The sequence below is a fragment of the Paenibacillus sp. P22 genome, assembly GCF_000469945.2.
GTDB lineage: Bacteria > Bacillota > Bacilli > Paenibacillales > Paenibacillaceae > Paenibacillus_O > Paenibacillus_O humicus.
The window spans coordinates 12,780-26,200 of sequence record NZ_CBRA020000005.1; the positions used below are offsets into that span (position 1 = coordinate 12,780).

Annotated in this window: 10 protein-coding genes; all 10 read left to right on the forward strand. The window is 54.0% G+C overall.

Features of this window, described 5'->3' with window-relative positions; translation table 11 throughout:
• Position 1: 1 nt before the first annotated feature.
• The 10 genes from BN871_RS01450 to BN871_RS01495 all read left to right on the forward strand — a co-directional run bounded on the left by BN871_RS01450 (position 2) and on the right by BN871_RS01495 (position 13,407).
• Positions 2 to 841 carry a hypothetical protein gene (locus tag BN871_RS01450; protein ID WP_048743945.1) on the forward strand — a complete coding sequence of 280 codons (840 nt, stop codon included), beginning with the start codon at positions 2 to 4 and terminating at the stop codon, positions 839 to 841.
• On the forward strand, positions 838 to 2,700 hold the full coding sequence (locus tag BN871_RS01455; protein ID WP_048743947.1) for a Flp pilus assembly complex ATPase component TadA: 1,863 nt from the start codon (positions 838 to 840) through the stop codon (positions 2,698 to 2,700). The genes BN871_RS01450 and BN871_RS01455 overlap by 4 nt, the downstream gene beginning before the upstream one ends.
• The gene (locus BN871_RS01460; RefSeq protein WP_021877790.1) at positions 2,697 to 4,766 is read left to right on the forward strand and encodes a hypothetical protein; all 2,070 of its coding nucleotides are present in this window, start codon (positions 2,697 to 2,699) and stop codon (positions 4,764 to 4,766) included. The genes BN871_RS01455 and BN871_RS01460 overlap by 4 nt, the downstream gene beginning before the upstream one ends.
• Positions 4,767 to 4,839: 73 nt before the next feature.
• Positions 4,840 to 5,319: a hypothetical protein gene (locus BN871_RS01465; RefSeq protein WP_028598712.1), complete on the forward strand. Its 480-nt coding sequence runs from the start codon at positions 4,840 to 4,842 to the stop codon at positions 5,317 to 5,319.
• 67 nt (positions 5,320 to 5,386) lie between these two features.
• Positions 5,387 to 5,779 carry a hypothetical protein gene (locus BN871_RS01470; RefSeq protein ID WP_021877792.1) on the forward strand — a complete coding sequence of 131 codons (393 nt, stop codon included), beginning with the start codon at positions 5,387 to 5,389 and terminating at the stop codon, positions 5,777 to 5,779.
• Entirely contained in the window at positions 5,776 to 6,324 is a 549-nt protein-coding gene (locus tag BN871_RS01475; RefSeq protein ID WP_021877793.1) for a hypothetical protein, read from the forward strand. Before BN871_RS01470 ends, BN871_RS01475 begins: the two co-directional genes overlap by 4 nt.
• On the forward strand, positions 6,311 to 7,294 hold the full coding sequence (locus tag BN871_RS01480; RefSeq protein WP_048743953.1) for a hypothetical protein: 984 nt from the start codon (positions 6,311 to 6,313) through the stop codon (positions 7,292 to 7,294). The genes BN871_RS01475 and BN871_RS01480 overlap by 14 nt, the downstream gene beginning before the upstream one ends.
• Positions 7,295 to 7,362: 68 nt before the next feature.
• On the forward strand, positions 7,363 to 8,334 hold the full coding sequence (locus BN871_RS01485) for a DUF916 domain-containing protein (protein ID WP_021877796.1): 972 nt from the start codon (positions 7,363 to 7,365) through the stop codon (positions 8,332 to 8,334).
• Between the two features lie 183 nt (positions 8,335 to 8,517).
• Positions 8,518 to 9,573, forward strand: a complete 1,056-nt coding sequence (locus tag BN871_RS01490; protein ID WP_232312745.1) for a copper amine oxidase N-terminal domain-containing protein — start codon at positions 8,518 to 8,520, stop codon at positions 9,571 to 9,573.
• Complete coding sequence (locus tag BN871_RS01495; RefSeq protein ID WP_232312747.1) at positions 9,574 to 13,407, forward strand: DUF5704 domain-containing protein; 3,834 nt, start codon at positions 9,574 to 9,576, stop codon at positions 13,405 to 13,407. It abuts the gene before it with no gap.
• The last annotated feature ends 14 nt before the right edge of the window (positions 13,408 to 13,421 follow it).

Here is a 13,421-nt window from a genome sequence, read left to right on the forward strand (position 1 = left end):
TATGGGAGCTACCGTTGTATTTTGGAGTCCTGTATCAGGTCAGGCCGGGACAACGACTAATCTGCTCGCCGCGGCGACGTGCATGGGTTTGGAATATTCGGCGCGATTGCTGTTGCTTGGGCATTTGCTAAGCAGTTACGCCGCTGTCGAACGAGCCTATTATCGACCTGCCGGAAGAGAGGACATGCATACCCCGGACACGGGAATTGATGCGCTCTTGCGTCTGCTGAAAAACCGCAAGCTGGAGCCTGTCATGCTGCGTGACTATGCCCATCCGTTACTGCGGGATCGCCTGGATATTTTGCCCGGCTCCATCAAGCAAGAGGATATCTTTATCGAAACGGCAAAGGAATGGCTCACACCGCTGCTTGCGGTTGCCCGCCGCGCTTACGATGTAGTGCTGTTGGATGGGGGGAGCGGCAGCGGGTCGGCTTGGGACGAAATGCTGCGGCAGCAGGCCGACGTATGGGTCGTCTGCCTGCCGCAAAACCGTCTCCTTCTAGAGCGATTTTTTCAATCGGCAGAAGCAGCGATGCTGCAAGGCCGAAGAACGCTGCTCGTGTTCGGACAGTACGACCCTTATTCGACGCTCACTTCTAAAAATCTCATGCGTCAATTCCGTATAGGACCGACCGTGTACCCTGTTGCACATAATACAGGCTGGATGGATGCGGCACAGCATGGCGAAGCGAATCCTTTCTGGTTTCGCAACAGAAAGATAGCAAGCGGTCATGAGAACCACCTGTTCGTGCAGCAGGTGCGACGATTGGCGCAGGCTGTGATAGAAAGCGCAGGCGCAAGGCAGCACCTTTTCGAAGGGAAGGAGGGCGACACGCCATGACGGCTTTGCTCAATGCCTTCATCCTGATCGCGCTCTTGTTGCTTTCAATCTTCTTCCTTTATTTGCGCCTGAGCCGACGATTGCCGGAACGGACGGACGACACATCGGTATATACGCTGGAAGCGATGACCACTTTCGTAAAAGCAACGCTACACGAGTTAACCAGCAGCAACCTAGCCGACTTCGGTTTGTCGGAGGAAGAATACCGCCGCCGAAAAAGCAAACGGGCGGAGCTGAAAAAGGCGCTGCGGGGCTGCACCTCCGGTGATCTGCGGGACAAGGAATACGTCAAGGAGATCATTGCCGACCTGCTCGTGCAGCGCTATGAGTTGGACGATGCGAATTTGAACCTCCTGCTGCCATTTCATCAGCCGGAGTCCCTCTCCGCGCAAGACCAGTTTGATATTCTGCTTTACACATATAAAAAGGAAGCCGGGCTTCATGCGCTCGACCGGCTCGTTCAAACCTATGAATGGGATCGGCAAAGACGAAACGAGGAAGGCCAGCTTGAAACGTACCGGATTACGGCGGAGGATATTCGTAGCGTCTTCGCCCGTGAAGCGCCGCGTTTGACGACGGACGATAAGCTCCAACTTGTCGTCCAGCGGATTTATCAGCATTACAAGGGATTCAGCGTCGTGGACGAGTTGCGCGACATGCGTGTGGACGGCGTATCCGGGGGCGTATCCGGTCTGCCGCCGCTCATGTGGGAGGGCGAATGGTCGCTGGAGGAGGACGCACAGCTTCAGTCGCTGCCCCGTTCGCATGACAGCATATGGCTGTTTTACAAGGGGAAGTCCATCCACCTGAGCTTCTTGTCCTTCGGCTCCGAGCAGGAACTGCGACGCGTTTGCCAGATCATCTACAAGCACAATTTTCCCGGCCAGTTGTCCGAGGCGAACGGATTTAAGGTCAATGAAATGGCAGACGGCTCCCGCGTCGTCGTGCTACGCCCCCGATTCAGTGAATCGTGGGCTTTTTTTGTGCGCAAATTCGACGTGCAAAGCGCGACACTAGAGCAGTTGATTCAGGACGAAGGCGCGGAATTGCCGATTGGCCTCATTCGTTACTTGGTATCGGGTGCGCGGATCACCGCGATTACCGGCGCGCAGGGCAGCGGCAAAACAACGCTGCTTATGGCGATGGTTCGTCATATTCCAGAAGTGCTGCCGATCCGGGTACAGGAAATGAGCTTTGAGCTTCAATTGCGCAAAATTTATCCAGAACGCAACATCGTCAGCCTGCGCGAAACCGAGACGATTTCCGGTCAACAGGGGCTGGACATCCAGAAGAAGACGGACGGCTCCGTCAATATTTTGGGAGAGGTAGCGACCGATCCGGTCGCCGCTTGGATGGTTCAGATGGCACAGGTGGCGTCATTATTCACCTTGTTCACGCATCACGCCAAAACCTTCCGTGACCTTGTGCTATCTCTCCGCAATTCCTTGTTGAAAACAAAGGTGTTTACGAACGAGCGTGTGGCAGAGCAGCAGGTCGTCAGCGTCGTCAACTTCGATATTCACCTTCGCCGCGACATGGACGGACGACGCTATATTGAGCGCATTACGGAATGCGTCCCAGTGCCGCAGGAGACGGCGTACCCGGAAGCCTTTCGCGGGAAAATGACAAAGGACGAACGGATGGCAGCCTTTATGGAAACGACGCTCGAATACTTCCGCCGCTCGACGGATCGCCCGCTGTACACCGCCCAAAATCTCGTCGAATACCGCGACGGTCGTTACGTTGCCGTTCATCCCCTGTCCGAGCAAAGTCGCTGCGAGATTGCGGAATACCTGAGCGGCCCCGATCAGGCCGTATTTGATGCGTTTCTGGCATCCCATTGGGGGGATGAGACATGATTCGGGAATGGCTCTCCCCTCTGCTTGGCATCGCAACCGTGCTCTTTTTTGCCGCTGTCGCGGCCTTCCTGTGGCTGTCCCGGCGTGATTCGGAGGTGGCGGCAGTCCGGCGCTACGAAGCGCTGCGTAAGCCGGGGCAAGCGCCTCGCAAGCAGGCGGTTTACAGTTTCATGCAGCGGCTATACAGCATTTGCGAGCAGATGCCGGTTTTAAGGATGTACTTGCAACACCTTCGCAGGCGATTGGTCATCCTGCGGCTCGGGGACGAATGGAAGCTGCGGCTTGAGGTGATGAAATCGGCGCTCTTGATGTGGCTTGTCCTGCTTTTGGCCGCGATTCCGCTTGTTTTGGCGGTGCGCGACCCTTACACGCTGGCGATGCTCGGCATTGGTCTTTGGGTCGGCCACGGCATCCTCTCGGATATGGGTGTTTATCGGCTCGAAATGAGGCTGCTGCGACAACTTCGTCTGTTTCTTGGGGATGTGAGACATCATTACCATCGTCACGGGATGGTGGATGAAGCCGTCTATGAATCGGCGGACAGCGCGCCGTATGAAATGGCGCTGCACGGGCAAGAGCTGTACGACATGCTGACGGACAGCGACACCGAAGATAAACTAGCGCAATATGTGGAGCATGCCCCAAATCGCTATTTGCAGGGCTTTGCGGGATTGTCGTATCTCATCAAGGAGCATGGCGATCAGCAAACGGAAAGCGGTTCGGTCTACCTCAAGGGACTGGAAAAGCTGTCCATCGAACTGAATCTGGAATTGCTGCGACGCGAGCGTCTCAGCTTCTTATTACAGGGGCTGACCGTTATCGCGCTGCTGCCGCTGCTATTTACCCGTCCGATTGAAGCCTGGGCCAGCCACTTTTTTCCGGCAATGGACACGTTCTACGCCAGCGCTTTCGGTTGGGCCGTCAAACTCTGTCTGCTTGTCGTCGTGTGGCTATGCTACGTGCTGCTGCGCAACCTGTCGGAGCTGGGTGCGACCGCAAGGCCCACCATCCGAAAAAGATGGGAACAACGGGTCTATGGCTGGCCGTGGATGCGCTGGCTAGCCCACAGGCTGGGGCCGGTTCCCGGCTCGCGAGAAGCGGAACGGATAACCCAACTGCTCAAGGATACAGCCTCTCCCTTACGTCTCGAATGGTTTTACGTGCAGCGGATCGTGGCCGGGTTCGCAGCCTTTTTGGCGATGCTGGGCTTGTTCGTGTCCTTGCATGCAGCGGAGCGGCATCAGGTGCTGTATGCACCAGTGAAGCTGGGAACACTTTTCGGGCAGTTGTCTCCGGAGGAGGAAACGAAGGCGCGGGAAGCCGCCGCGCAGGATCGCAGGATGCTCGATAAATTAAAGGAGGTGAGGCCGCGAAGCGAAAATAGCGTCATCAGCCTGCTGCGCAAGGACCCGGCTGCACAGGTCAAGGAGGATCAGCTTCGAGAGGCGGCGCGGCGCATCCTTGGCAAGCTGGAGAAGCTGAATCAGCCTTTTCTGGCGTGGTGGGAAGCGTTTTTGGCGTTCGCCGCAGGATGGGGCGGGTACACGCTGCCAGTTGGTATTCGACTGTTCCAGCGGCGTATGCGGCAGATGGAGATGAAACACGAGGTGGATCAGTTGCAGGCCGTGATTGCCATGCTGGCCGGGATGGAACGGATGTCGGTTGAACAGCTTCTGCTATGGATGGAGCAGTTCGCGCAGGTCTTCAAGGAGCCACTGCAATCCTGCCTTCTTCATTTTGAACAGGGTGAGGAGCAGGCGCTTGCGCAGCTCAAAGAAGATGCACCGTTTCTGCCTTTTGTTCGGATCGTGGAAAAGCTGGAAATGGCTTCGCAGCATTTGACGATCCGGCAGGCATTCGACGATCTCGAAGCAGAGCAGGGGTTTGCGCGAGAGCAGCGCAAGCAGGAGTATGAACAGTTAATTGAACAAAAGGCAGGCTGGGGCCGCTGGATCGGGTTTGCCCCCTTGATGACGCTGATATTCGGGTATTTGGTCATTCCGCTTGTCGTCGTCAGCCTGCATCAGATGACCGTGTACTACGATCAGCTTCAACGCATCCAGTAACCCATACAGACGCTTTCCTTCATCAGCGGGAAGGCGTTTTTTTTATCCCCCCAATCAAAGGAGAGAATTGTACATGTCCAATGCGCAGAAGGCACTTGTCATGGCAGCAGGAATTTTCCTTGCCATCGCACTCATTACACTGGCTGTCGTGCTGTTTATTTCCGCCCAGGATTCGACCAAGGCGGCTCAAAGCAATTTCAGCAATATCCAGACGGAACTTTCACAAACGGCGTTTACGGTGTATGACAATACGACGCTTTCAGGCAGTCAGGTTGTCAACGCGCTTCGCAAGTTCCGCGATCAGGACCAATTTGGCATCCAGATCGTTACCGGCAAAAACCCGACCGGTCAGTGGTACGGCAAGGTTGTCAATACCGGTGTGCCTCTGGATAGCGTCACCTACGGCGCAATCGTTGGAGCCGCACCCGGCCAGATTAGCCAGACCGTAGACGAAGCGGACATCAACTACGTTAATCCAAGCGGCAAGTTCCGCAGCACGCTGGTGCTGGACAGCAGCAATGTCATTCGCGGCATCATCTTCCGGCAGCAATAAGGTCGGATGAAGTTACGAAAGCGTCCGGCCCAGGCTGGACGCTTTCGTCATGAAGGAGGTGTAACGCATGAACTATGCGCCTAGAACGATGCTGGAGATGAGCGCAGCATTGCTCGTTTTCCTCATGGCCGCAGGAAGCGGTCTGATTTTGTTTCAGACCGGTGCCTCACTCAATTCGCTCGCCTATGTAACCGGCCAATCGCAGGATCGCAACTTGCAGCAAATCGCTGTACCGCTCTCGGGCGACGGTTCGGTATCCGGTGCGGAAGTGCTGCAAGCTATCGCTCGCCTAGATGAAGGAGATGCGGAAATGGTGGTAGACGGCATTCGATTCGCGCCGCCGCTGGAACGGGAGCAGCTTTCGTCCGCAGGCATACGTCTGAAGGGGCGATATCAGCCCGCCTATGAGCGGGACGCTTCCGGTCACTTGCAGCGCCTGACACTAAGGAGCCTGCCATGAACAGTTTGATCAAAATTTTCGCCGTATTGATCGCTATTCTGCTGCTCTACCTCTACCCGCTCTCTGCCGCCTTTGACCAGCAGGACGATATTTCGGAACTGGTTGCCTTGCGCGCGACGACAGCCTTCGTTGATGCGGTTCGGGACAAAGGCGGCATCACGCCAACGATGTATAACGAATTCATGACCGCGCTTGCGGCGACCGGCAATAGCTTTGACGTTCAGATGGAACATGACAGCAAGAAGTATGTACCGGTTTACGACGATCCGACACGGCCCGAAACCTTTAAGGGCAACTACGAGGTACAGTACGATGCGTTTTTCAATGAGCAGATCCTACCGGTGCTGTTTCCCAACAATCGGGAAGCAAAGGATGACCCAAACCGTCGTTATCGGATGCGCGCGGGTGACAGCTTCTCGGTGATTGTGCGCAATACGAACCGAACGGCAGGCACGCTGCTCTTCGATTTTCTGAATAATACCATCAGCCCAAATGAAAAAATCGTGATTCCGTATGGCGGGGTGGTGCGCAATGAAATGGATTGAATGGGCAATCGTCGGTGCGCTGTTGTTTCTCCCCCTCGCGATAGTCAACCGGAATGAGACAGATATCCTGCGACGGACGGTGCTGACAGAGATGAGATACGACGCTGCGCTGGATGCCGCGGTGGATGACGCCGCGAGGTTGCTCGTCGTTAACGCAAGCCAGCAGCAGGAAGCGCAATATGCCTCGGCCAAACATGTCGCGCTGAACAAGGAAGAAGCACTAGCGGCGTTCTACCGGACGCTGGACGCAGGCTTCGGCGCTGGGGATGATCCGGTGTCGCAAGGTGTCCTGCATCGCTACATTCCGGCTATCGTGATCATCGGGTACGACGGCTTTTACGTCTATTCCGAGCAAGAATGGACGGGGACTGACGGAAAAACCGTCATGAAACCGGCTTGGGGAACGAAGAAGCCTTATGCGTATTCCGATTCGGCGGGTAACAGCCTTTCCTTTACGCTCGACCAGCAGGTACTCGCTTACGATGCGGTCAGCCGAAGCTGGCATGAGGGCTTGCGTCAGGACATTCGGCAGCAAGCGACGATTCCGCTTTTGCAGGATGCTGCGCTCTTCGAGCAGGTACGACGAAGCACGATTGTCCGGGCGATCCAGGACGAGTTGGCCTACCGGATCAATCGATATAACGAAACGGTCTCTCGAAATGGCCTGTCCTACACGTTCACCCTGCCTCTGATCTCTGATGAGGACTGGCACAATACGGTGGATGATGTGGGCGTTTTGGCTTTTGTACAAGGTATCCCGATGGGAGCAAAGGTGTACAACAACTATGCGCTTGGCGGGAGCCGCATCGTGAAACGTCCAACGATCATCGGGGCCAGGAAAGGCAGTATGAAGGTGTACTACCGCAGTTCCTGCGGTTACACCTACCCTGCCGAAGAAACGTTTGCCAGCGGGCAAGCAGCCGCGCGCAAGGGATATATGCCCCTGCCTTGCCTCGGTTCGGCCTTCTAGCAGGAACGTAGCCTATTCGCTCATGTGAGCGATGGCAAGCGGAATAGAAGTAAAGGAGTTCATCAATCATGTGGATTCGACTGTTGCTGGCGGCAATCGTTTTTTGTATAGCCGCCGGATTTACAAACCCTATGGATGGGCAGCAACTGGTCATCAGCGGGGATTCCGACCGGATCAATCCGGAGTTGGGCGCTTATGTCGAGGATATAGTACCCGGCGATAAGCGCGAGTACACGGTTCACGTCACGAATCCCACAGATGAGGAAATAACAGCGCTGCTCTATGCGGCCGATGCCATGCCCGCATTGGGCGGCGGTAAGGATTTTACTTTACCGAGCGATCCCGATACCGGTTCGGCTGCATGGTACAGGGCGCCGGATCGCAGTATAACCCTCAAGGCTGGCGAGACGCAAAGCTTTACAATGGAAATGCAGATACCTGATAGTGTGGAGCCGGGCCAGTACGTGTCCGTCATCGGCGTCTACGATCAAAGTATGAGGGAATCGGCGGCACGTAAAATCGGGTTGCAGGTCGTCCTCAACTACAAGTTGGACGAAGCGAAGCCTCCTGAGGCTGTCCCGCACGCAGCCGTATACACGCTGGAGAACGGAAAAGCGAGCCTGACGATTTTGCTGGTCAATGAAGGCGAAAGCTTGTCCGAACCGGAGATCGAGGTGCAGCTCAAACAGCAGGACGATGTCAGCGAGCTTTTGTTTGAAAGGAAATCAACGGTTGATTCCATTTATGCAGGCACGGTCGCACAGTACATGGCGGAGTTAAACAGGCCGCTTTCTCCCGGTTCTTACATGGTGGAAGTGAAGACTACGCTGGGTAACCGTACAGAACAGAAGGAATTCCCTTTTGAAGTAACGGACGGTCGGACTATGCCATCAGGAACCGTGATTCAGGCTACTGGGGACGGTTCTCCGCTTCATGAAGGTTCATTTGGACTGCGCCCATCCTGCGTCTACGGGAGCTTGCTGCTGATTCTTGTCATCGTCGTTGTTGTTATAAGAAGAAGGGCTTCACGCACGGAATAACGAGTGGCTCCCGGTTCCTGCTGAGGAGAGGCTACCGGACAGTGGACAGGCAACAGAATCGGCACTATGATGTAGGCAACAGAAAGTTTTTCCAGTTTCGCACATTTTCTTTAGGGAGTGAGGCATTTGAAAAGAAGGTTAGTATCCCTCCTCATTGTGACACTTTTCGGAAGTATATTCAGTTTGACGGCAAGCGCAGCCAGTAAACCGCCAACCTTTGTCAGCGTCGTCATGGACGGCCAAAAAATCTGGTTTCCAGACGCGCAGGCGTTTATTGATGAGAACGGGCGAACGCTCGTCCCGGTACGCTTTGTCGCCGAATCGCTCGGAGCGAAAGTCGGCTGGGAATCGAAAACACAAACGGTTCCGATTACGAGTGACGATCAATCTATCGTTCTGACGATTGACCAAAATGTTGTGCAGGTAGATGGCAAAGCGGTCACTTTGGATACGAAAGCCATCCTGAGCGGCGGTCGAACGTTTGTGCCGCTCCGTTTCGTCAGCGAGGTATTGGGTGCGAAGGTGGATTGGGACAATCCGACAGACACCGTGTTTATCAAGACCAGCGAAGATAGCACGGCGCAGACCGACCAATGGGGGCGCTTGATACGCACGACCGACTTACCGAAGAATGCGAGCGATTATCCATACATTCTTGCGGACGTTCCGAACGAAATGTACGAGATGGGCTATCCATTTTCGCATCCAACAGACAGCAAAGTTTCATCCGTCCTCTATTCGACGAAGCCGGAATTCAACAAGAAGAACGTGGATATTTGGATGGGAAGACTGAAAGCATTCGGTGCGCTTTGGCTGAATGTAAATTACAACACGATTGATGACGCGTGGGCGCAGGCGGTTTTTGCTACCAAAATGCAAAACTCTGATGCCGAACTGAAGCATATTCGCCGCTACGCAGAATGGGTCAAAGAGAACCAAATCCAGATGGAAGGCTATCTTGATCCCGAGCCATCCATGATTTATAAAGATGGGTTTGGCAACAACTTTGTGCGATCCAAGTTCAGGATTAAATTCGTCTCGTACAAGGCAAGCAATGACTTGCTTTACGATGAGTGGTTCCCGAAAAAACAAACGTTTGAGAAAGGTGTTTGGTACGAAGGCTACGCCGATATTTCTCTATCCACTAATGTAGGCGGCGATTGGGGAAATACGTTGAAGGTCGATCCGAATGCAAGTTTGTTCCGCAATCATATCATTAGAAAGGCGGACTCGAACTAGATGCGCAAACCTAAATTCATACGAATCACGTTGAGCATGCTGCTGGCATGCTCTTTTTTATTGTCGTGCTTTCCGTTTCTTACGAATGCCGCGACACCGGCTGTCCGGGTAGATGAGGGTAAGATCAAATTTGAAATCACTAGCACAGCAGCAACCTCGTCCATCCGCTACAGAACGGTAGGTTGGACGGTGCGTCGTGACCAACTCTGCACGAATACATCATCCAAACAGTGCAGTGATCCGCGTAACGGCAGTCACGCATCATTTGTCAATCAACAGGTGCGTCAAGTCGCGCAAAATCCGAACCCCCCAATTCCCGGAGAGCCGGTCACGACCTACTACGAAGTCAGTGAAGATTTAGTAACGGACGGCATGTGGCAAGCAGGCATGGGAGACATCAAGGACAACGACGACCTGTACTTGTACGCAATCATGGTATCCGTCGATGGCAATGGAAACGTGCGCAAAGGCCCATTTTACACGTTAGAAGGAATCAAGAACGCTGAACCTTGGGCGCACCCGGATGATCTCGATGATTACTTTGGGATTCACGTCCCCTATCGCAGCGCGAATTTTCCTGTCGATGTCGTTGCGAAAACCGTGGGAGGAACGATCCTCAAGCAGCCTGAGGTCACGTTCCATAAGGGTGACTACAAAGTCGGCGAGACGATCAACCACGAGTTTCCTGCGACGATTGAGGATAACGGGAAAACGTACAGTATTGTCCGCTCCTACCTATCGCCGAAGAAGGACCTAACGCAGAAAAGCTGGTTACAGGAAAATCCGGATACAAATCCGAAGGTGCGAACGCGAAGCTTCACGGTGGCGCTTGGCGGAACGGACGCGATTGCCGAATACGCTGAAAATAACCCGGTAAAGGCGATCTATCAAAAGGAAGATGGTACGAAGCTCAAGGAAGTCGACAAAGGCGTCTTCGAGACTGGAGAGGAAGTGAACTATACGTTTGATCCGCAGCTCACATCTGGCGGCCAGACCTATGAAATTGTTCGCACATATATCACAAACAACAAGAAGCCGGATGAGAAGCTATTCATACAAGAAAAAGGCGACGCGAAGCTGCTCGAACGCTCCATCTTGGTTGGCTCTGGCGGCTCCAATTTCATCGGCATCTATAAAATTCCTTCCCCGATTACCGTGACCTCCCGTATCGACGCCCCAGATAACGTCGAGGCTTCAGTTACCACGGTTGATGGGAATTTTGTATTTGAAGCGAAGTCACCCGTGCCGCTCAAAACGTATGAGATCACAAAAATAGAGAACGCAACATTCGTTACGCCTAACGATAAGTCCGGCTCACTCAGCGGGCTGACGGCAAGTAAATCGCTGCCGATCAAAATTCCATTCACATCCGGCTCCAGCATTACCGTCAAAATCACGGTCGTCGTGAAAGATGCTAATGGTAACAGCGGAGATTCCACCTCGGATCACACCGTACGCAAAGGCGACAGTGACGGCGGCGATACCTCGTTACCTGGCACGAGCCAACAAGTCGAGGCGATGGATGCCACGGCATCGGCGATCATAAAGGCGGATTCTCGCGGCGCTGAACGATTTGACGTTTTAAAGGGAATACCGACCTCAGAAAGCCTTTATGTTAACGCGAGCGCAAAAGCGTATTTGTATCGCAACACGTTCACAGAAGTGAAAGGCTCGAAATCGTATCCGATTACAGTCAGTCGCACCTATACGCTGAGATGGACGGAATATGTTCCCGGCCCGCCGGATAGCGAAGGTCATTCGACCACGGTTCCGGTATCCCGATCCGACACGCAAACGGTCACCCAAAGCTACAGTGTGGAACGAAAGTACAGCTATTGGCTGGTAGACCGTTTGGAAGTGTACGGCTTACAGAAGGCGACAGTCGCCAACTATGCCCTGCCCTCCGGTTCGGTGACGCTGCAAGCAAACGGGTATACCGCACCGTCTGTTTCCGCCACCCATGATGCAGCGGTCTCGTCCCATATTACGGACCCGGTGTATCGCAACGTTGTGCTTTCCGGTCAAACGGTTTACGGCGGCTCCAGTAGACCTTCGGTTCCAAGCGAGAACTGGAAGTCAGAGGCTGAAAATGCGGTCGGGAAAATCAAGGTCAAGAACGACACGGTCGTCTTTAATGGACAAACGATCATGGACAATCGGACGGTTGAGGAAACGGCTCCCGCTCCGGGGGCGATTCCCGCATCTCCCATGATCGGGCAGGACGTTTTATATGGTTCGGGCTTTGTCATTGATCCGACTAAAACGAACAAGGCGAGCCAGCCAAGCACGGGCACGATTTATTATACGCTGGTCAAGGGCATCGGCGGCGGATCGAACCAAAGCTTCCCGATCAATGACATCAATCCGGTGACGGTGCATACCCCCGTCGTCAATCTGGCATCAGTAGCCGACGATCAGGCACACAACCAGAAAACGGTGCCGACAGCCGATCGTTCGGCGCTTATTCTGGATCGTCCCTTTACCGTGACGATTCCTACCAGCGGGCCGCACCGGGACATTACCGGCTACGGCAATCGGGACTATGCCAAATATGTGCGAGACAAGCAGGTAAGGTTCCCATTCGATGTATACAAGGCTGACCACGCAACGTTGATTCCGAAGGACACCTGGACTTCGATTCCTGTCGGCCAGCTTACAACCACTTTTTACATGCCCGTTTGGGTAGATGAGGGAAATTATGATGTACTATTCCGCACGTTTGCCGAAAACAGTCCGGCTTCATTCACATCACAAAGAAATGCCAATTTGGACTTAACTAATCATGTGGCGACGCAAGTTGTGGCGGTTGAGGTTATTGGCCGTCTGTTCGACTTCCGAATTACCGATGTTGCCGACTACCAGTGGGAAAAGGTGTTCAGAACGGCGGCAGGCAGTGCGACGCCGACCGGAAATAGCTATTGGGTTGGTACAAAAGGGATCGACGGCGCGGCGCGCGGCAATACGGCCCCTTACGTGCTGCCGATTCGGCCCGGCAGTCACCCGGAGAGCGGAAAGAAAAATGTTGTCGTAAAAACAGGCTATCACTTCAAATTTGAGGTCAAAACGCTCGGCAACATGTTCAGCGCGGGCGACGGGATTAAAATCACGCCTACCTTTTATTTCGTTGACAAGCAGGGCAAAAACCGACAACAGGTGGACTTGTACTATCATTCGGGAACCAAGCGGTTTATTCGGATCGGCTCCACGGAAGACACCGAGCAGCGTCTGGTGACGCTTGATACCCGTATGCGCAATGTGTCGCAGCAGGAGTTATCCAATACTGCCAGTTCACTTTGGAGGGTGAATGGTTCTTCTGGCAGTCAGACAACGTATGTACAGCAGTATTTGAAGGAAGCGGCGCAAAAGCGGATTTACGTCGGCGGCTACGACGGAATGTTACTTCCTTCGCAGCTTCGGACGTTTATCGGCAGTATGCAGGTGCCGTCCGGCATTGATACTGCACGAGCTAATGCCTCGGTGCAGCGCTGGTTTGGCGAGTATAGCCTTCCCGCTGCTCCCTATGCAGTGCCAGTAGGCATGAATCTGGCCGAGTACGGACGTACCCACCGGCTGGACGACAATGCGCCGATCTTCCTGCGTGACGGCTATTTTGTAGTCAATTTTAACATCGAAATCATTCGCAATAAGGACATCGCTCACCCGCATTTGCAGTATAAAAATGCGCCGCTGGACAACCAGTGGCAGATGGAAGGTTTTCAGCGCAGTTTTGTCGATCCTTACGGGGGGATGTTCTCATTGCTAGACGGGGACGTTGTGTTTTATCACGCCGACTTGTCCAGCTACGACGATTTTGGTACGGGCGGCACCCATTAAAAACAGCATACCGT

What these genes read in the sequence shown, in the direction of transcription:
- BN871_RS01450 (WP_048743945.1), top strand. Translation starts at nt 2, where the DNA reads ATGGGAGCTACCGTTGTATTTTGGAGTCCTGTATCAGGTCAGGCCGGG.
- BN871_RS01455 (WP_048743947.1), top strand. Translation starts at nt 838, where the DNA reads ATGACGGCTTTGCTCAATGCCTTCATCCTGATCGCGCTCTTGTTGCTT.
- BN871_RS01460 (WP_021877790.1), top strand. Translation starts at nt 2,697, where the DNA reads ATGATTCGGGAATGGCTCTCCCCTCTGCTTGGCATCGCAACCGTGCTC.
- BN871_RS01465 (WP_028598712.1), top strand. Translation starts at nt 4,840, where the DNA reads ATGTCCAATGCGCAGAAGGCACTTGTCATGGCAGCAGGAATTTTCCTT.
- BN871_RS01470 (WP_021877792.1), top strand. Translation starts at nt 5,387, where the DNA reads ATGAACTATGCGCCTAGAACGATGCTGGAGATGAGCGCAGCATTGCTC.
- BN871_RS01475 (WP_021877793.1), top strand. Translation starts at nt 5,776, where the DNA reads ATGAACAGTTTGATCAAAATTTTCGCCGTATTGATCGCTATTCTGCTG.
- BN871_RS01480 (WP_048743953.1), top strand. Translation starts at nt 6,311, where the DNA reads ATGAAATGGATTGAATGGGCAATCGTCGGTGCGCTGTTGTTTCTCCCC.
- BN871_RS01485 (WP_021877796.1), top strand. Translation starts at nt 7,363, where the DNA reads ATGTGGATTCGACTGTTGCTGGCGGCAATCGTTTTTTGTATAGCCGCC.
- BN871_RS01495 (WP_232312747.1), top strand. Translation starts at nt 9,574, where the DNA reads ATGCGCAAACCTAAATTCATACGAATCACGTTGAGCATGCTGCTGGCA.